This window comes from Aeromonas sp. FDAARGOS 1409, from assembly GCF_019048705.1.
Lineage (GTDB): Bacteria > Pseudomonadota > Gammaproteobacteria > Enterobacterales > Aeromonadaceae > Aeromonas > Aeromonas sanarellii.
Window position 1 is genome coordinate 408648 of the sequence record NZ_CP077395.1, and the last position, 18715, is coordinate 427362.

General features: G+C 63.2%; 12 protein-coding genes. 6 read left to right on the forward strand and 6 right to left on the reverse strand.

Annotation, left to right across the window (positions count from 1 at the left end; all coding sequences use genetic code 11):
• Window positions 1–29: 29 nt before the first annotated feature.
• Both nosZ and nosR read right to left on the reverse strand, forming a co-directional pair.
• Complete coding sequence (gene nosZ, locus I6L39_RS01925; protein WP_216990879.1) at window positions 30–1937, reverse strand: TAT-dependent nitrous-oxide reductase; 1908 nt, start codon at window positions 1935–1937, stop codon at window positions 30–32.
• 65 nt (window positions 1938–2002) lie between these two features.
• Window positions 2003–4111 (reverse strand): transcriptional regulator NosR, encoded by a 2109-nt coding sequence (nosR, locus tag I6L39_RS01930; RefSeq protein ID WP_254203716.1) that lies wholly within the window; start codon window positions 4109–4111, stop codon window positions 2003–2005.
• Between the two features lie 361 nt (window positions 4112–4472).
• Between nosR and fumC the strand changes: the two genes are divergently transcribed.
• Window positions 4473–5864: a class II fumarate hydratase gene (fumC, locus tag I6L39_RS01935; RefSeq protein WP_216990880.1), complete on the forward strand. Its 1392-nt coding sequence runs from the start codon at window positions 4473–4475 to the stop codon at window positions 5862–5864.
• A gap of 85 nt (window positions 5865–5949) precedes the next feature.
• On the opposite strand, the gene I6L39_RS01940 is transcribed toward fumC, so the two are convergent.
• The gene (locus tag I6L39_RS01940) at window positions 5950–6387 is read right to left on the reverse strand and encodes a VOC family protein (protein ID WP_113724972.1); all 438 of its coding nucleotides are present in this window, start codon (window positions 6385–6387) and stop codon (window positions 5950–5952) included.
• 409 nt (window positions 6388–6796) lie between these two features.
• On the opposite strand from I6L39_RS01940, the gene putA reads away from it, so the two are divergent.
• On the forward strand, window positions 6797–10744 hold the full coding sequence (gene putA / locus I6L39_RS01945; RefSeq protein WP_216990881.1) for a trifunctional transcriptional regulator/proline dehydrogenase/L-glutamate gamma-semialdehyde dehydrogenase: 3948 nt from the start codon (window positions 6797–6799) through the stop codon (window positions 10742–10744).
• A gap of 153 nt (window positions 10745–10897) precedes the next feature.
• Here putA and alr read toward each other — a convergent pair whose 3' ends face one another.
• Both alr and dnaB read right to left on the reverse strand, forming a co-directional pair.
• Window positions 10898–11971 (reverse strand): alanine racemase, encoded by a 1074-nt coding sequence (gene alr / locus I6L39_RS01950; protein ID WP_201890673.1) that lies wholly within the window; start codon window positions 11969–11971, stop codon window positions 10898–10900.
• 134 nt (window positions 11972–12105) lie between these two features.
• Window positions 12106–13500, reverse strand: a complete 1395-nt coding sequence (gene dnaB / locus I6L39_RS01955; RefSeq protein ID WP_010673258.1) for a replicative DNA helicase — start codon at window positions 13498–13500, stop codon at window positions 12106–12108.
• A 422-nt stretch (window positions 13501–13922) separates the two neighbouring features.
• On the opposite strand from dnaB, the gene I6L39_RS01960 reads away from it, so the two are divergent.
• Complete coding sequence (locus I6L39_RS01960; RefSeq protein WP_202211622.1) at window positions 13923–14777, forward strand: Tim44 domain-containing protein; 855 nt, start codon at window positions 13923–13925, stop codon at window positions 14775–14777.
• A gap of 169 nt (window positions 14778–14946) precedes the next feature.
• On the opposite strand, the gene ushA is transcribed toward I6L39_RS01960, so the two are convergent.
• Window positions 14947–16677 carry a bifunctional UDP-sugar hydrolase/5'-nucleotidase UshA gene (gene ushA, locus I6L39_RS01965; RefSeq protein ID WP_216990882.1) on the reverse strand — a complete coding sequence of 577 codons (1731 nt, stop codon included), beginning with the start codon at window positions 16675–16677 and terminating at the stop codon, window positions 14947–14949.
• A gap of 249 nt (window positions 16678–16926) precedes the next feature.
• On the opposite strand from ushA, the gene I6L39_RS01970 reads away from it, so the two are divergent.
• From I6L39_RS01970 to I6L39_RS01980, 3 genes are all read left to right on the forward strand, one after another.
• Window positions 16927–17265, forward strand: coding sequence for a DUF2956 domain-containing protein (locus I6L39_RS01970; RefSeq protein WP_216990883.1), 339 nt, complete (start codon window positions 16927–16929; stop codon window positions 17263–17265).
• 117 nt (window positions 17266–17382) lie between these two features.
• Window positions 17383–17718 (forward strand): hypothetical protein, encoded by a 336-nt coding sequence (locus I6L39_RS01975; RefSeq protein ID WP_042074946.1) that lies wholly within the window; start codon window positions 17383–17385, stop codon window positions 17716–17718.
• 106 nt (window positions 17719–17824) lie between these two features.
• Window positions 17825–18691 (forward strand): tetratricopeptide repeat protein, encoded by an 867-nt coding sequence (locus I6L39_RS01980; protein WP_216990884.1) that lies wholly within the window; start codon window positions 17825–17827, stop codon window positions 18689–18691.
• The last annotated feature ends 24 nt before the right edge of the window (window positions 18692–18715 follow it).

The following is an 18715-nucleotide window of genomic DNA, read 5'->3' on the forward strand; positions in this document are numbered from 1 at the left end:
TGCCGGCTCGGCACCACCCTGACCCATGGTCAGGCCGGTTCGACCAGCATGCGACCCACCATCTCCATGTGGAGCGCATGACAGAACCAGCTGCAATAGTACCAATGCAGGCCTGGCTTATCGGCGGTGAAGGTGATGGAGGAGGTCTGCTGCGGGCTGATCTCCATGCTGACGCCGTGGTTGACCATGACGAAGCCGTGGCTGACATCCTCGATCTGATCGATGTTGGTGATCACCACAGTGACCTCATCCCCCTGCTTGACCTTGAACTCGGTGATGCCGTAGGCCGGGGCCGACGAGGTCATATAGACCCGCACCTTGTTGCCATCGCGGATCACCTTGTTGTCGGTCTCCAGCTTGATGCCGTCCTTGGTCGCCATCTCGACGGTCGGGGCGAAGAAGGGGTCCTTGCGATCCCACAGCTTGCGGGTCTTGATCTGATCCCGGCGGGCCAGGATGCAGTCGTGGGGCTCGGCGAAGGTGGGGCCGTCATGCACCAGCTTCATCTCCTCGCCGGAGATGTCGATCAGCTGATCGTTTTCCGGATGGAGCGGGCCGGTGGGCAGGAAGCGATCCTTCGAGAACTTGCACAGCGCCACCAGCCACTTGCCATCGGCTTCGCTGGTCTCGGTCAGGGACGCATGGATGTGGCCGGGCTGGTACTGCACGTCGAGCTTCTGCCGGATGTAGTCCACCTTCTCGCCGTTGTAGGCGCGCACGGCGTCGGCCATGTTCCACTTCACGACCTGACTGTCGATGAACAGGGTGGTATAGGCGTTGCCGCGACCGTCGAAGGTGGTGTGTAACGGGCCCAGGCCCAGCTCCGGCTCTGCCGCGATCACCTCGCGCGGATCCTTGAACTTGCCGGCGAACAGATCGTCGAGCTTGGCGATCTCGATCATGCTCACGGTCGGTGACAACTTGCCGTTGGCGATGAAGTACTTGCCGTCTGACGAGGTGTTGCAGCCGTGCGGGTTCTTCGGCACCGGGATGTAGCGGGTCAGCTCGGAACCTTCCCGACCATCCACCACCGGCACCTTGCTGTCACCCAGCGTCACGAATTTGCCCTCCTTGACGGCAGCCTCGATGCGCGGGATGTTGAAGACCACCACCCAGTCGCGCTCGTTGCGCATCATGCCGCCCAGATCGTAGGCCTTCTCCGAGTTGTAGCAGGTGGACGCCGCATAGGTGCCGGTGTAGTCGGCATCGGTGTTGTCCAGGTTGCCATCAACAATCACCTGGAAGGCCATCTCCATCTTCTCGGCGTCGATGACGTTGAACAGGGTGTAGCTGTTCTTGCTCTGCAGATCGAAGGTGGTGCCATCGTTGGGATGAGGGATCACGAATTCGGCGTTGGCAAACACGTACTTGGTGTGGGGCACCTTCTGCAGGCGCAGGCCGTGAATGGCCTGGACGTTGGGCACCGTCAGCATCTTGTCGCACTTCATGATATCCAGCCGAATGCGGGCGACCCGGCTATTGGCCTTGTCGTTGATGAAGAGGTACTTGCCGTCGTACTTGCCATCGGTCATGGAGATGTGGGGGTGATGGCAATCGCCATTCAGGAACCTGGTGCTCTCCCCCATGATGTGGCGACTCTCGTTGGTCAGGCCCCAGCCGGTGGCGGAATCGATGTTGAACACCGGGATCCGCATCAGCTCGCGCATGGAGGGAATACCCATGACCCGCACTTCGCCCTGGTGACCGCCACTCCAGAAGCCGTAGTAATCATCCAGATCGCCCGGCGCGACATGAATGTTCTGCTTGGCCTCGGAGACGGCCGCCGCCCAGCTCTCCCGGCTCATCACCGCGCCACCAAAGGCCGTGGTCGCCAAGGCGGCCCCCGTCAGCGCACCCGCCCCCTTGAAGAAGCTACGACGGCTGAGGCCACCTTGACTCAGCTCCAGCTCGGTGTTGTCAGGATACTTATCACTCATAAACCGACTCCTTTATCGTTTTCAGACGGGGCGAACGGACTCGCCTCGCGATGGTTATTGGTTATTCAGGTTTCAATGGAGGTGACAGGTATCCGTTCAGTGCCCACCTGTCCTTGGGCGCCACGCTTGGCCTGCTTGTTTTTCATCACCAGTGGCAGGCACTTGCGCTCGTTGTGATAGGTCATCTGGCAATCGAGGCAATAGTGGCATTCGTTGGCATTGATCCGTCCATCCGGATGGATGGCCTGGATCTCGCACTCCTTGGCGCAGAGCTGGCAGGGGCTGCCACACTCCTTGCGACGCTTGAGCCAGTCGAACTGGCGCAGCTTGGTGGGGATCGCCAGCGCGGCCCCCAGCGGGCAGATGTAACGGCAGTAGAGCTTGCGGGTGAAGAGGTTGATCACCAGCAGCAGCACGGCGTACAGCACGAACCACCACTGCCGATCGAAGCCGAGGATGATGGCCGTCTTGAAGGGCTCCACTTCGGCGGCCTGCTCGGCCATCTGCATCGACTCCAGCGAGATGCCGAACAGCACCAGCAGGATGATGTATTTGATGGCCCAGAGCCGTTCATGCACGGCGAAGGGCAGCTCGAACTGGCGGACCTTCAGCTTGCGGGCCGCCTCGTTGATCAGCTCCTGCAGGGCGCCAAACGGGCAGAGCCAGCCACAGAAGACGCCGCGCCCCCAGAGCAGGATAGTGGCGGCGGTGAAGGTCCAGAGGATGAAGATGACGGGATCGGTGAGGAACAGCTCCCAGCGAAAATCCTGGAACAGCGCATGGACGAAGGTCAGCACATTGACCACCGAGAGCTGCCCCAGCGCATACCAGCCGATGTAGATCAGGGTGAACAGCAGGTAGCCACGGCGCAGCCAGTGCAGGAAATGGGGTCGCCGGGTGAAGCGATCCTGGAAGAACAGGATGGCGGTGAGCAGCAGCAGGGCGAGCCCGATGATGCCGATCTGCACGCTCTTCTGGTACCAGATCTTCGCCCACATCGGTCGCGCGGCCTCTGCGGCGGCGGCCAGCTCCTCGGCACTCGGCAGGGGTCTTGTCAGATAGGACTCGGGCAACTGGTAAGGGAGTTCGAAGCTGCTGAAGACACTCTTGATGGGTCCGGTCTGACGCCGCACCAGCAGCTCCAGACTCCAGGGTGAACCAGGATCGAAGGCGGTATGGGCGCGGATGGTGAAGATGGCCATCTCGCCAAACGTCGGCATCCCCCCGGCGTAGACATCATCGAGGCGCTGGAAGTCCAGATCGCGGAAGCTGATGGTGTCGCCGAACTGGCGCAGTTGCACCCGATCGAAGATGCCGCCACGCACATAGCCCGATCCCTTGAAGGAGTACTCCCCGCTGCCCAGCACGGCGATGGCCTGCTCGCCGGGTTTGAGCCCCTCCATCAGTGCCTGATACTGTTTTTCACCCAGCAGGTTGCGGCCGATGGTCGGTGGGTTCAGATGGGTGACGTAGAGATCGATGAAGGGATCCCCGGCCCGCTCGGCCGGAGCGGTGCCGACACCTTCTGCCTCCGTGCCCTTGAACGCCTCGTCGACCTGACCACGGGTCAGGTGCAGCCGACGGATGGCACCATTGCCGGTGAGACCGGTCCAATCGAGGGGCTCATAGAGATCGCTACGCACCAGGGCGGGCTTGGGTCTCGCCCCACCCTCCTCCTTGACCAGCCCCAGAGACAGCGCCACCTTGTGCGCCCCGTGCATGACGATCTCGTTGACCACCATGGCGGTGACGGTCGCGCCGGTGATGGCATCGATGGTGACCGCATCCGGGTCGCTGGAGTGGCCGACCACCACCCGTTGCCCGACGCCGACACCTTTGTATCCGGCGCTGAAGTCGTGCAGCTTCGCTTCCGGGATCCCCACCAGCAGGATCGGCTCATGGTGCTCGAGCACATAGGCATCGACGATCACACCCTTGGGGTCGAGCAGTATCTGCATGTTGATCGGCTTGCCCGAATAGGCGGGGATGTTGACGACATCGATGGTCTGGAAGGCATAGCCCGTCGGCTTGCCCTCTTTGGTCAGGGTGCGCACCTGATAGGGACCGCTGGCCTTGGAAAGGACGGCGCCAGGAAAGAACTGCTCGATGCGGGTCTGCTCGACCGGGTACGTTTTGGCGGTGAGACTCAGGCTGGGGAGGAGCAACAAGCTCATCAACAGCAATGCCCAGAGGCGGGATAACGAGAGCAATGGGTAAGGTCCTGATCGCATCATCATATTCATATGCCCCTTTCCGCCAGAGTCCCGTGAGATGCCAACCTGCGTTGCTGCCAAAATCCGTGCCCTGCTCACAACGCTCAATGGTAACCATTTAAAACCCATGGCTAATGGAGATCAACCTAAATAGACAACTGAGCTGCATAATTTAAAGCACCATCACACTTATACCCGCGAATCTCATGTCGGAGCGCAACCTTTGGTCATTGATCGGGTTGATGCCCTTTGTCGGACGGATACTGGCCTCGGCCACGCTTTATGGTCATGCTAGGGAAACCCAATCGGCAGGAGAGCGCAGATGAACATCAGGATGGAAAGAGACAGCCTGGGGGAGATAGCCGTCCCGGTCGATCGGCTCTGGGGCGCCCAGACCCAGCGCTCCCTGCACCACTTCAACATCTCGGGGGAGCGCCAGCCCAGGGAGATCATCCATGCCCTGGCCCGCATCAAGTCCGCCTGCGCCCGGGTCAACCACGCCCTGGGACTGCTGCCCGCGCGCAAGGCCCAGGCCATCATGGCGGCCGCCGACGAGGTTCTGTGCGGCCAGCACGACGCCGAGTTTCCCCTGATGGTGTGGCAGACCGGTTCCGGCACCCAGACCAACATGAACCTCAACGAGGTGCTGGCGAACCGGGCCAGCGAGCTGCTCGGCGGCCCCCGTGGCGAGGGGCGGCTGGTACACCCCAACGACGAGGTGAACAAGAGCCAGTCCAGCAACGACGTCTTCCCGAGCGCCATGAACCTGGCCGCCGTCACCGCCATCACGGGCCGACTGCTGCCGGCGCTCGTCCCCCTGAAAGAGACCCTGGCGAGCAAGGCCGCCGCCTTCGACGAGATCGTCAAGATAGGCCGCACCCACCTGCAGGACGCCACGCCCCTCACCCTGGGGCAGGAGATCTCCGGCTGGGTCGCCCAGCTCAGTCAGGGGGAGCGCCACATCCGGGCCGCCCTGCCCCATCTGTGCGAGCTGGCGCTGGGGGGCACGGCGGTGGGTACCGGCCTCAACTGCCCCCCAGGTTTCGCCGACGCGGTGGCCAGGACCCTGGCCGAGCAGACCGGTCTGCCGCTGGTGAGCGCTCCCAACAAGTTCGAGGCCCTGGCGGCGAGCGATGCCCAGGTCCATGCCCACGGCGCCCTCAAGACGCTGGCGGCCTCCCTCATGAAGATCGCCAACGACGTGCGCTGGCTCGCAAGCGGCCCCCGCAGCGGGCTGGGGGAACTCATCATTCCGGAAAACGAGCCCGGCTCCTCCATCATGCCCGGCAAGGTCAATCCGACCCAGTGTGAGGCGCTCACCATGCTGTGCGCCCAGGTGATGGGCAACGATGTGGCCATCAACCTCGGCGGCGCCAGCGGCAACTTCGAGCTCAACGTGTTCAGGCCGATGATCGCTTACAACTTCCTGCAGAGCGTGCGGCTGCTGGCGGACGGCATGCAGAGCTTCCACGAGCACTGCGCCCTCGGCATCACGGCGAACCGGGCGCGCATCGACGAGCTGCTGACCCGCTCCCTGATGCTGGTGACGGCCCTCAACCCCCACATCGGCTACGACAAGGCGGCGGAGATCGCCAAGCGGGCGCACCACGAAGGCGTGAGTCTGCGGGAGGCGGCCATCGCCTCCGGCCACCTCACGGCCCAGCAGTTCGACGCCTGGGTGGTGCCCGCCGACATGGTGGGGAAGGGCAAATAAGGCGCTTATTCGAGAGCACGGATAGCGGGAGCGCGAATAAGCAGAAGGGGCGCCGCGGCGCCCCTTCCCATTCACCGGCAGAGACTCAGCTCTTGCTCTCGCAGTTGAACATCCAGTGGGTGCCGAACTTGTCCACCAAAGATCCGAAATAGGCCCCCCAGAACATCTCCGCCAGCGGCATCTCCACCTTGCCCCCTTCGGCCAGGGCCGCAAACAGGCGATCGGTCTCGGCCCGGCTGTCCGGCTCCAGGTTGAGGTAGCTGTTGTTGCCCTGCACCAGAGTGAAGCCCATGCTGGCCGGGGCATCGGTGCCCATCAGCACGTGACCGCCGAGGATGGGCAGCGCCACGTGCATCACCAGCTCCCCGTCTTCCTCAGACAGAGGGGGCTGGTCCGGGCAGCCGGGGGCATCCTTGAAGCGGTGGATGGGACCGGCGAAGTCGCCGCCGAACACCTCGCGATAGAAGAGGAAGGCCGCCTCCGTCTCCCGGGCAAAATTGAGATAGGTACTGACACGCGCCATGGGTTTCTCCTTGTCACCGATAGCTGGCCCCTTTGGCCAGCTATCAGCATAGAAGAGCCCGCTCATTGCCAAGCCCAGATCCGCCTGCCCCCCTCTATATGGGGCAGAGGGCGTCGGCCCCCTCATCGGCACAGAGTCGGTCTCACCCGCAAAAAGAGCAACCCGTCCCAAGGCGGGTTGCACCTCCCTCCCCGCTTATAAGATATATCTCCAAGCCATTAATAATACAGTGAAAAAATGGCGAGTAGCGATGTTAAAGGGAGTCTTACGGAGATGAGCGTGATGGATAAATTCAACAATGTAGCCAGTACATTAAAATTTCCTGCTTGAAGGTTGCACCTGGTTGCACCATCATCAGCAAAATTTAACCATCCGGTAATATTGTTACCTTCTAGACACAGGAAGTCCCATGGCCACTACCACCCTCGGCGTCAAACTCGATGAAGCGACCCGCGACCGCCTCAAGCAGGCGGCGCAGACCCTGGATCGCACCCCCCACTGGCTGATCAAGCAGGCCATCTTCACCTATCTGGAGCAGCTGGATCGCGGCCTGACCCCGCCCGAGCACTCCGGACTGGCCGCCGCCGCAGGGGACGAGCCGGTCGAGGCCCTGACCGAGCAGGGGATCCAGGTCTTCCTCGAGTTCGCCGAGAGCATTCTGCCCCAGTCCGTGCTGCGCGCCGCCATCACGGGGGCCTATCGCCGCCCTGAGACCGAGGCCGTCCCCATGCTGCTGGAGCAGGCCCGCCTGCCCAAGGAGAAGGCCGACGCCACCCAGAAGCTCGCCATGAGCATCGCCGAGAAGCTGCGCAACCAGAAGAGTGCCAGCGGCCGTCAGGGCCTGGTGCAGGGTCTGCTGCAGGAGTTCTCCCTCTCCTCCCAGGAAGGGGTGGCCCTGATGTGCCTGGCGGAGGCGCTGTTGCGCATTCCCGACAAGGCGACCCGCGACGCCCTCATTCGCGACAAGATTAGCGGCGGCAACTGGAGCCAGCACCTGGGCCAGAGCACCTCACTGTTTGTCAACGCCGCCTCCTGGGGCCTGCTCATCACCGGCAAGCTGGTGGCCACCCACAACGAGGCGGGGCTCAACAGCTCCCTCAAGGGGCTGATCGGCAAGGGTGGTGAGCCGCTGATCCGCAAGGGCGTCGACATGGCCATGCGCCTGATGGGGGAGCAGTTCGTCACCGGCGAGACCATCGCCGAGGCGCTGGCCAATGCAGGCGCCATGGAGACCAAGGGCTTCCGCTACTCCTACGACATGCTGGGGGAAGCGGCCCTGACCGAAGAGGATGCCAAGCGCTATCTGGCCTCCTACGAGCAGGCCATCCACGCCATCGGCAAGGCCTCCCACGGCCGCGGCATCTACGAGGGGCCGGGCATCTCCATCAAGCTCTCCGCCCTGCACCCGCGCTACAGCCGCGCCCAGTACGACCGCGTCATGGAGGAGCTCTACCCCACCCTGCTCGGTCTGACCCAGCTCGCCAAACAGTACGACATCGGCATCAACATCGACGCCGAGGAGGCCGATCGGCTGGAGATCTCGCTGGATCTGCTGGAGAAGCTCTGCTTCGACCCCAGCCTCGCCGATTGGAACGGCATCGGCTTCGTCATCCAGGCCTACCAGAAGCGCTGCCCCTATGTGATCGACTATGTCATCGATCTCGCCAAGCGCAGCCGCCACCGCCTGATGATCCGGCTGGTGAAGGGGGCCTACTGGGACAGCGAGATCAAGCGCACCCAGCAGGATGGCCTGGAAGGCTACCCCGTCTACACCCGCAAGCCCTACACGGATGTCTCCTATCTCGCCTGCGCCCGCAAGCTGCTGGCGGTGCCCGAGTCCATCTATCCCCAGTTCGCCACCCACAACGCCCACTCCCTGTCGGCCATCTACCAGCTGGCGGGTCAGAACTACTACCCCGGCCAGTATGAGTTCCAGTGCCTGCACGGCATGGGTGAGCCGCTCTACGAACAGGTGGTCGGCAAGGTGGCCGACGGCAAGCTGGGCCGCCCCTGCCGCATCTATGCGCCGGTCGGCAGCCACGAGACCCTGCTCGCCTACCTGGTGCGCCGCCTGCTGGAGAACGGGGCCAACACCTCCTTCGTCAACCGCATCGCGGACAACAGCATCTCCCTCCCGGATCTGGTGCAGGATCCGGTGCAGCAGATTGAGCAGATGGCCGCCCGTGAAGGGGCCCTGGGCCTGCCGCACCCGCGCATCCCCCTGCCCCGGGATCTCTACGGCGAAGCCCGCCCGAACTCCGCCGGCCTGGATCTCGCGAACGAACACCGCCTGGGGTCGCTCTCCGCCGCCCTGCTCGCCAGCACCAACACCGCCTATCAGGCCGTGCCCATGCTGGGTTGCGACACCGAGGCACCGACCCAGTTCCAGCCCGTGGTCAACCCGGCGGATCACCGCGACATCGTCGGTCAGATGAGCGAAGCCACCACCGATCTGGTCGATCGGGCCCTCGCCTGCGCCCTGGCCAGCGGCCAGATCTGGCAATCGACCCCGCCTGCCGAGCGCGCCGCCGTGCTGGAGCGCGCCGCCGATCTGATGGAGTCAGAACTGCAACCCCTGATGGGACTGCTGGTACGTGAATCCGGCAAGACCTTCAGCAATGCCATCGCCGAGGTGCGCGAGGCGGTGGACTTCCTGCGCTACTACGCCGCCCAGGCGCGCAACCACTTCGCCAACGACAGCCACAGGCCGCTCGGCCCCGTGGTCTGCATCAGCCCCTGGAACTTCCCGCTCGCCATCTTCAGCGGCCAGGTGTGCGCGGCGCTGGCCGCCGGCAATACGGTGCTGGCCAAACCTGCCGAGCAGACCCCCCTCATCGCGGCACAAGCGGTGCGCATCCTGCTGGAGGCGGGGGTGCCCGCCGGTGCGGTGCAACTGCTGCCGGGACGCGGCGAGACCGTGGGGGCGGCGCTGATCGCGGACGAACGTATCCGCGGGGTCATGTTCACCGGCTCCACCGAGGTGGCGGGCATCATCTCCCGCAACCTGGCCGGTCGCCTCGACGCCCAGGGGCGCACCATCCCGCTGATCGCCGAGACCGGCGGCCAGAACGCCATGATCGTCGACTCCTCCGCCCTCACCGAGCAGGTGGTGATGGACGTCATCTCCTCGGCGTTCGACAGCGCCGGCCAGCGCTGCTCCGCCCTGCGGGTGCTGTGCGTGCAGGACGACGTGGCGGAGCGGGTCACCACCATGCTCAAGGGCGCCATGGCCGAGTACAGGGTCGGCAGCCCCGAGCATCTCTCCACCGATATCGGCCCGGTCATCGACGCCGAGGCCAAGGCCAACATCGAGCGGCACATCAAGGTCATGGGCGACAAGGGGCGCAAGGTGCACCAGATCGCCCGCGTCCAGGGGGAGGCCTGCAGCCGCGGCACCTTCGTGCTGCCGACCCTGATCGAGCTCGACAGCCTGGACGAACTGGGCCGCGAGGTGTTCGGCCCCGTGCTGCACCTGGTGCGCTACCCGCGCGCCCGACTCGGCGAGCTGCTCGCCCAGATCAACGGCAGCGGCTACGGCCTGACGCTGGGAGTCCATACCCGGATCGACGAGACCATCGCCCAGGTGGTCAACACCGCCAAGGTGGGCAACCTCTATGTGAACCGCAACATCGTGGGCGCCGTGGTCGGGGTGCAGCCGTTCGGCGGCGAAGGGCTCTCCGGCACCGGCCCCAAGGCCGGTGGCCCGCTCTACATGTACCGCCTGCTCGGCGCCCGTCCCCAGGAGGCGGTGGCCAACCAGCTAAACCAGGAGTCCGGCGTCCTGCAGGCCGAGGCGAAGGCCCCCCTGCTGGCCCTGTGCAACTGGGCGAGCAAGCAGGATCCGGCCCTCGCCGCCCTGTGCGATCGCTATGCCACGCTCTCCCAGAGCGGCCGTACCCAGCTGCTGGCCGGCCCCACCGGCGAGCGCAACAGCTACAGCCTGCTGCCCCGGGAGACAGTGCTCTGCCTCGCCGAAGAGAAAGCGGATCTGCTGGCCCAGCTGGCCGCCTGTCTGGCGGTGGGCAGCCGGGTGCTGTGGCAGGACCACGCCCAGAACCGCACCCTGCTCTCTTCCCTGCCGACCGAGGTAAGGGATCGCATCGCGCTGGTGGCAGACTGGGCCACGGGCGAGGCTGACTTCGATGCCCTGCTGCACCACGGTGACTCGGATCAGCTGAGCGAGGTGAGCAAGCTCGCCGCCGCCCGCCAGACGGCGCGTAACTGCGCCATCATAGGCGTGCACGGCCTGCATCGCGGCGAGACCGACATCCCGCTGGAGCGGCTGCTCATCGAGCACGCCCTCTCGGTCAACACCGCCGCCGCGGGTGGCAACGCCAGCCTGATGACCATAGGCTAAGCGCCCACGACACTGACTCAAGCCCCGCCCATGCGGGGCTTGTTCTTTCCAGTCCCTTGCGCGCAGAAACAAAGAGGCCGCCCTGTTGGGGCGGCCTCTTTGTTTCCCCTTCTCCCCTTGAGGGAGAGGAGTCGGGGATGTGGAGCGACTCCTCTACACGTACTCCATAAACACCCGGGAGGTGAGCTTGGTGATGAGCTCATAGGGAATGGTCCCGATCCGGTCGGCCACCTGCTCCACCGGCAGCCCTTCACCCCAGAGCACCGCCTCGTCGCCGGCCTTGTCGGTGGCGCCGGGACCGAGATCCACCGTGGTCATGTCCATGGAGACCCGTCCCACCAGAGGCACGATGCGGCCGTTGATCAGCACCGGCGTGCCGTTGGGGGCCATGCGCGGATAGCCATCGCCGTAGCCGATGGCGATCACCCCGAGCCGGGTATCGCGATCCGACACCCAGTTGGCGCCATAGCCCACCGGTTCGCCCGCCTTGTGATCCCGCACGGCAATCAGCTGGGTCTTGAGGGTCATCACCGGCTTGAGGTCGTAATCCGCCGCCACCGTATTGGGGAAGGGGGAGACGCCGTAGAGGATGACGCCGGGGCGGATCCAGTCGCAGTGGGAGTCCGGCCAGGCCAGGATGCCCGCCGAGTTGGCCATGGCCCGCTCGCCCGCGAGCGGCGCGGTCAGCTGGCAGAACAAGTCGATCTGCTCGCGGGTGGTAGGTTGCTCCAGCTCATCGGAGCGGCTGAAGTGGGTCATGATGTTGAACGGCTGCACCACGTTCTTGCACCTGGCGAGCCGCTCGATAAAGGCGGGCATCTCGTCGGCCCGCACGCCGAGACGGTGCATGCCGGTGTCGAGCTTGAGCCAGGCCACCACGGGGGCAGGCAGATCCGCCTGCTCCAGCGCCTCGAGTTGCTCCCAGGTGTGCACCGCGGTCTGCAGGTTGTTGGCCGCCAGCACCGGCAGGTCGGCGGCGCTGAAGAAGCCCTCCAGCAGCACGATGGGCTTGACCACGGCGCAGGAGCGCAGCATCAGCGCCTCCTCGATGCGGGCCACCGCGTAGGCGTCCGCATCGACCAGGGTGCGGGCCACCGGCAGCAGCCCATGGCCATAGGCGTTGGCCTTGACCACGGCGATGATCTTGCATTGGGGGGCGTGGCGTTTCACCACGGCGAGGTTGTGGCGCAGGGCCGCTGTATTGATCTGGGCGATAGCCGCTTTCATCTGTTTTCCCTTACGAGGGCATGATATTCAGGCACCGGGGGGTGTCAGCCCTCAAATCTCATCGTCTAAGGCCGGACCGGCAGAATTGTCGAACCGGGAAAACTGTGTCAGGAAGCCGGGAGCAGGCTCCAGGCTTAGTAGTCATCGTCAAACGCCGGACCCGCGTAGTTGTCAAAGCGCGAGAACTGCCCCTGGAAGGTGAGCCGCACACGACCGATGGGGCCGTTACGCTGCTTGCCGATGATGATCTCGGCGATCCCCTTGTCGGGGCTGTCGTCGTGATAGACCTCGTCGCGGTAGATGAACATGATCAAGTCCGCATCCTGCTCGATGGAGCCGGATTCACGAAGGTCCGAGTTGACCGGGCGCTTGTCGGCCCGCTGTTCCAGGCTTCGGTTGAGCTGGGAGAGCGCCACTACCGGGCACTGCAGCTCTTTCGCCAGCGCCTTGAGGGAGCGGGAGATTTCACCGATCTCCAAAGTACGGTTGTCGGAGAGGCTGGGCACCCGCATCAGCTGCAGGTAGTCCACCATGATCATGCTGATGCCGCCGTTGTCCCGCGCCACCCGGCGGGCGCGCGAGCGCACTTCGGTCGGGGTCAGGCCGGAGGAGTCGTCGATGTACATCTTGCCCTTCTCCAGCAGCAGCCCCATGGTGGAGGAGAGCCGCGCCCAGTCCTCGTCGTCGAGCTGACCGGTCCGCACCTTGGTCTGGTCGATGCGCCCCACCGAGGCGAGCATACGCATGATGATCTGCTCCGAGGGCATCTCCAGGGAGAAGATGAGCACCGGCTTGTCGGCGGTGAGGGCCGCGTGCTCGCACAGGTTCATGGCAAAGGTGGTCTTGCCCATGGAGGGACGAGCCGCCACGATGACCAGATCCGAGCGCTGCAGGCCGGCGGTCATCTTGTCCAGATCGTTGTAGCCCGAGGAGACGCCGGTCACCCCGTTGTGAGGGGTCTTGAACAGCTCCTCAATCTTGTCGACGGTCTGCTCCAGAATGAGCTTCAGGGGCTGGGGGCCCTCGTTGGCGCTGGTGCGCTGCTCGGCGATCTGGAACACCTTGCTCTCGGCGAGATCCAGCAGATCGTTGGAGGTGCGTCCCTGGGGCTCATAGCCCGCTTCGACTATCTCGTTGGCGACCGAGATCATCTCCCGTACCACGGCACGCTCGCGCACGATTTCGGCGTAGGCGCTGATGTTGGCGGCACTCGGGGTGTTCTTGGCGATCTCCACCAGATAGGCGAAGCCACCGGCCTCTTCCAGTTGCTCGGAGCGCTCCAGCTCCTCCTGCAGGGTGATGAGGTCGATGGGGTTGCCCGCGTTGGAGAGGCGGGTCATGGCCTGGAAGATGAGGCGGTGCGGGCGGCTGTAGAAATCCTTGTCGATCACCCGCTCGGCGACCCTATCCCAGGCCTCGTTGTCCAGCATCAGGCCGCCCAGTACGGACTGTTCGGCCTCGAAGGAGTGGGGGGGGACTTTCAGCTGTTGTGTCTTGGCGTCTTTTTTCGCCGTCACTTGCTCTGCCATACACATAAAAACCGCAGCGGGAAGGGGACGGGAATTTTACAAAAGAAACCCCGCCATCGCGAGCGCTAATGCGCGTATTCACCTCATCCGGTGACAAGCCAGGACGCAGGTGCAATCGGATTCACGGACTCCCGGGCTCCTGTTGTAGTTCACAGTACGAGAAAGGGCCAGACCAGGGTCTGGTCTTTCACCTTGGCTCTTTGCTTGTTGCGCAACCTGCGCACCGAGCGGCTCGGCCGTCTGTTTCTCATGGGCGCCTCCTATGGCGGACGGGTCAATCTGTTCATGAATAATTCATGCCATCCATGTTAATCATAACCGCAAGCTGCAACACAAAAAGGGACAGGCAGCCTGCCATGCGCCTCGCTGAGCTTGCACAAGCAGAGCATGCCCCCACCTACATGAGAGTGAAAGAGTCAAAGATGAAAAAGATGCTGACCCTGTTTGCCCTGATCCTGGCCATCGGCCTCGGGGCCCCCATCGCCGAGGCCAAGAAGTTTGGCGGCGGCAAATCCTTCGGCAAGAGCTACAAGACGGCCCCGGCCCAGCCTGCGGCCAAGCCGGTGGACACCCAGAACCCGACCGTGGGCGCCCAGGCCCCCAAGAAGGGCGGCATGATGGGCGGCCTGCTTGGCGGTCTGCTGGCCGGCGGCCTGTTCGCCTACCTGCTGGGCAGCGGTGCCTTTGAAGGCATGCAGGGCATGGACTTCCTGCTGATCGCCCTGCTGGCCCTGGGCGGCGTCTTCCTTTTCCGCGCCCTGCGCAAGAACAAGGCGGCGACGGCCCAGCCACAGACGGCCTACGCCGGCTACCAGCCGCCCCAGAGCGCAGCGCCGCAGCAGTTCGAGCAGAGCCACGGCGCCCCGCAGGCCACCGGCTTTGCCGACAGCGACGTGCCCTTCCGCCTGCCGCCGGGCTTTGACATGAACGGCTTCCTGGCCGGTGCCCGCGATCACTATCGCACCCTGCAAGAAGCCTGGAACAAGAACGATCTGGAGAAGGTACGGGAGTACGTGAGCCCGGAACTGTTCGAACACCTCAAGGCCGAGCGTGCCGAACTGGTGGGCGATCAGCACACCGAGGTGATGTACGTGGACACCCAGCTGGTGCGCGCCGACTACGGCAGCGACTGGGCTCAGGTCAGCGTGCGCTTCAGCGGCCGCTACATGGACCGCCAGGAGCAGGTCGAGGAGGACATCAAGGAGGTGTGGCACCTCGAGCGCAACCTGGCCAAGGACAATGCCCCCTGGCACATCGTCGGCATCGAGCAGCTGTAAGGCATCACGCCTGTCAGTTTTCTTACTAGATAAAAGAGGCGGCCCATTGGCCGCCTCTTTTATTTTTACTGTGCATTCTTCATGGTCGAATCAATCTTTCAACTACAACAGAGAATAGTATAGATAACTGATTGCATGACCCCGATTAAGAATTAAAGAAGGCTGTAATTTATTTACAACCCGTAGTCACTGCACTGTTGATAAAACTCACCTCCCCCGCGGGTTCATAGTCAGCAGCATGAATATTCCCCTTCAGCTCCAAATATTCTTTCAGCACTCCAGCATCGACTAACCCAGCATTAATGGTGTTGATCACAGGATAACCATCGCCACCTGCAGCACTGAAGCTAGGAATAGAGAAACTGTAGGCAGTATTGGGGTTAAATGTTTTGCCACCGATAGAGGTAATTGCGACGCTCTTGGCTTGGCAATCTACTTGCATATTAATACCGCCAAACTGGGGATAACCACCATCACTGCCGGTAGCTGCCCTGGTCGCAAGTTTAGCCAAATAGACTTCCAATTCAGCACCAGTCATAGTCGCCTTGTTGACAGTATTGCCAAACGGATGAACGGTCAGTACCGAACCATATGTGATAGTACCGGTATCGATTGATGCCCTAACACCACCTGAGTTGACGATGCCGAAATCTGCCCCCAACTTTTCAGCCGTCGCTGTAGTGATGAGTCGACCCAAGTTAGTTTGCTGGCTGCGCACGACTGCCTTATCGCCATTGAGGCGGCCATCAGTACTGGCAATCTCTACGCCAAGCTCCTGCTGGCCCTTCTCCTGATAGGGCAACAGTGTATTGTAGAGTTCAGCGTCTTTGGTGATGGCTTCTTGGAACAGCTGCATCTTGGTAATGTCTTTGGTCACATTACCTTGCGCATCAATGGCTTCATTCTTGGAATTACGCTTCACCAGATTGACCGGAATAAGCTCGTAGCCTGTCAATGTCAGCTTGCCATTCTGATAATCAAACTGGGCACGCCCCACATATTTCCCCCACTCGTGGGCCTGCATGATCCAGGTACCGTTCTGCTGATCCGGCTGACAGTCGTCGCCCGGCTTGAAGTCCGCATACTGGTCCGGCGTGCCCGGCTCCATGCAGACCGGGTTCTGGGAGTGGCCGCCGATGATGGCATCCAGAGTGCCGGCCGGCAGTGCGCGGGCCATCTCCACATCCCCGGGCGCGTTGCTGCCGTGCTGGCCATCCGCATAGTGGCCCATGTGGGTGATGGCGAAGACCAGGTTCGCCTCCTTGCGGTCGCGGATCTCCTTGCCCAGCTTGCCCGCCTCTGTGGTCGGATCGCGGAACTCCAGGGTCTTGACGTTGTTGGGATCCACCAGCTGGGCGGTGTCTTCCGTGGTCAGGCCCAGCACGGCCACCTTGAGGCCGTTATCCAGCTTGAACACCTTGTAGGGATCGAAGTAGCGCTGACCGCTGGCCTTGTCATAGATGTTGGCGGACAGCATGGGGAACTGGGCCCAGTCACGCTGTTTCTCGAGGACGCTCAAGGGGTTGTCGAACTCGTGGTTGCCCACCGCCATGGCATCGTAGCGAATGCTGTTCATGCCGATGAAATCGGGCTCGGCGTCTTGCAAGTCGGACTCGGGCACCCCGGTGTTCACGTCACCGCCGGAGAGCACCAGCACTTCGCTGCCCGCTGCCTTGGCCTCCGCGCGCAGGCGCTCGACCAGGGTCTTCTGCGCCGCCATGCCATATTCACCCTCGGCGTTGTGCCAGAAACGGCCGTGGGTATCGTTGGTGTGGAGGACGGTCAGTTTGCAGACATTTTCGGTACAGGGGGCGACACTTTCATTTTGTGAGGTATTGCAGCCGCTCAAGGCGGCGAGCACTGCCAGTGCGATACTTCCTTTGACCAATTTATAATTCATTTCCATATCACCTTGTTATTTTGTTATTGGATGACCCCTTCTTGGGTCGGGCGGTAATATAACAAACAACATGTGACGGTTTTTCATCGGCGACTCACAAATTCCGCCAAATGTGATCATTCGCGCAACCTGTTTCCCCTATTTGTCTCAGCCACCGCTGTGCCAGCCGCGCATTTCGCCGCGACATGGCAGCCCGCCGGAAACAGTTATGGCATACTGCCCGCCAATCAATGCCAAGGAGTGCCTGGAATGGCCAAGTACGACAAAATTTCCCCCGAGACCCAGCAGGAGGCGATGAAGATCGCCCGCGCCAACCAGAAGCCGGGGCAGACCAAGGAGCAGACCCAGCTGATCGCCCAGGGGATCCAGAAGGGCATAGACGAATACAAGAAACAGATGAAGGCCAAGGCCCGGGAGGCCAGCCGCCAGAAGAAGCTGCAAGCCAGGGCGAAGCAGGCCCCCCAAGAGGCACAGGAGGAAGAGAGCGAGGTCGAGGTGATAGAGATCCCCCGCCAGCACCCGCTGCCCTGGGTCTTGCTGGGACTGAGCTGGCTGGCGTTTGCCTGCCTCTGGTTCTGGCTGCGCTGATCCCGTCTTGGGCAAACCTTTGCCCTGGGATCGGCCTCACAGCCCGGGAGTGGGGAACTGGTCATCCCTCGCCCGGACTGCTTACACTCTTCCCCCCTTGTCTGGAGACCCCTCATCATGAATCCGGCCCCGCTCTACCTGCTGGCTCCCCTTGCCCTCTTCCTCGTGACCCTGGTGCTCTATCGCATCTCCCCGCTGCGGGCGGTCGCCGCCGGGCACGCCCGCTGGTTTATCCTGCCCGCGTTCACCCTCTTCATCCTGCTCATCATCATCAACGGGGCGGCCGATCCCGCCTCGCGCAACCCGGCCTTCCACTGGCTGATGCCGGGGCTGGGCTTCGCTCTCAGCCTGTTCCCGGCCCTGCCCAAGGCGCTGGTACCGCGCCTGGCCATCAAGGAGGGGGCCTTCGCCGCCCTCGGCCTGATGCTGATGAGCCTGGCCATGGTCTACTGACTCAGCCATATGGACATGACTCAAGGGGCGCTCTGTGACGGGCGCCCCTTGTACAAACAATGGTCGGCAGGCATCTTGGTGAGTGGATAACCGGCAAGGAGGCCAGATGGACAGTCCGCCCGATTTCATGGCGCAGTGGGATTACCAGGATCCCGCCGCCAGCGCCCTGCGTTTTCATGCCCTGCTGCCCGAGGCGCGCGCCGCCGGCCTGCAGTGCGAACTGGAACTGCTCACCCAGATAGCCCGCACCCACTCCCTGCAACGCCAGTTTGCACAGGCGCACCAACTGCTCGACGAGATAGAACCCCGCCTCACCGAGACCACCCCGAGGGCCCGCCTGCGTGTCCTGCTGGAGCGCGGTCGCACCTTCAACTCCGCCGGCGACAAGACCAGCGCCAGAGCCCTGTTTGAACAGGCCTGGCAGCAGGGGCTCAAGCACAAGGAGTTGTATCTTGCCATCGACGCCGCCCACATGATCGCCATCGCCGCCCCCCTGGAGGAGCAGAGCCGCTGGCACCAGCTGGCGATGGAACTGGCCGAGCGCAGTACCGATACAAAGGCGCGCGGCTGGCTCGCCACCCTCTACAACAATCAGGGCTGGACCCTGTTCGAGCTGGGGCGCCTCGACGAGGCCATAGCCTGTCAGCAAAAATGCCTGGCCTGGCACGAGCGGCACAACAATCAGGGCAAGGCCTTTATCGCCCGCTGGAGCCTGGCGCGCCTGAGCCGGGCCCAGGGGTTGCACGAGCAGGCCATGGCGGCACTGGCTCAGTTGCAGGCCGACATGGCCGCCGCCGGAGCTCCCGAGGACGGTTATCTGTTTGAAGAGCTGGGGGAGAATGCCCTGATGCTGGAGGATACGGCAGCGGCCGAATACTTTGCCCGCGCCTGGTTTCTGCTGTCACAGGATGAGTGGTTCACCGCCAACGAGGCAGAGCGGCTGGCCAGGCTCAAGCGCCTCGCCAAGCTCTAGCAAGACAACAGCGGGACGGCCAAT

Coding starts and splice junctions, on each gene's coding strand:
- alr (WP_201890673.1), bottom strand. CDS start 11,971: ATGAAAGCGGCTATCGCCCAGATCAATACAGCGGCCCTGCGCCACAAC.
- I6L39_RS01940 (WP_113724972.1), bottom strand. CDS start 6,387: ATGGCGCGTGTCAGTACCTATCTCAATTTTGCCCGGGAGACGGAGGCG.
- I6L39_RS01975 (WP_042074946.1), top strand. CDS start 17,383: ATGAATCCGGCCCCGCTCTACCTGCTGGCTCCCCTTGCCCTCTTCCTC.
- I6L39_RS01970 (WP_216990883.1), top strand. CDS start 16,927: ATGGCCAAGTACGACAAAATTTCCCCCGAGACCCAGCAGGAGGCGATG.
- nosR (WP_254203716.1), bottom strand. CDS start 4,111: ATGAGCTTGTTGCTCCTCCCCAGCCTGAGTCTCACCGCCAAAACGTAC.
- putA (WP_216990881.1), top strand. CDS start 6,797: ATGGCCACTACCACCCTCGGCGTCAAACTCGATGAAGCGACCCGCGAC.
- dnaB (WP_010673258.1), bottom strand. CDS start 13,500: ATGGCAGAGCAAGTGACGGCGAAAAAAGACGCCAAGACACAACAGCTG.
- I6L39_RS01960 (WP_202211622.1), top strand. CDS start 13,923: ATGAAAAAGATGCTGACCCTGTTTGCCCTGATCCTGGCCATCGGCCTC.
- fumC (WP_216990880.1), top strand. CDS start 4,473: ATGAACATCAGGATGGAAAGAGACAGCCTGGGGGAGATAGCCGTCCCG.
- I6L39_RS01980 (WP_216990884.1), top strand. CDS start 17,825: ATGGACAGTCCGCCCGATTTCATGGCGCAGTGGGATTACCAGGATCCC.
- nosZ (WP_216990879.1), bottom strand. CDS start 1,937: ATGAGTGATAAGTATCCTGACAACACCGAGCTGGAGCTGAGTCAAGGT.
- ushA (WP_216990882.1), bottom strand. CDS start 16,677: ATGAATTATAAATTGGTCAAAGGAAGTATCGCACTGGCAGTGCTCGCC.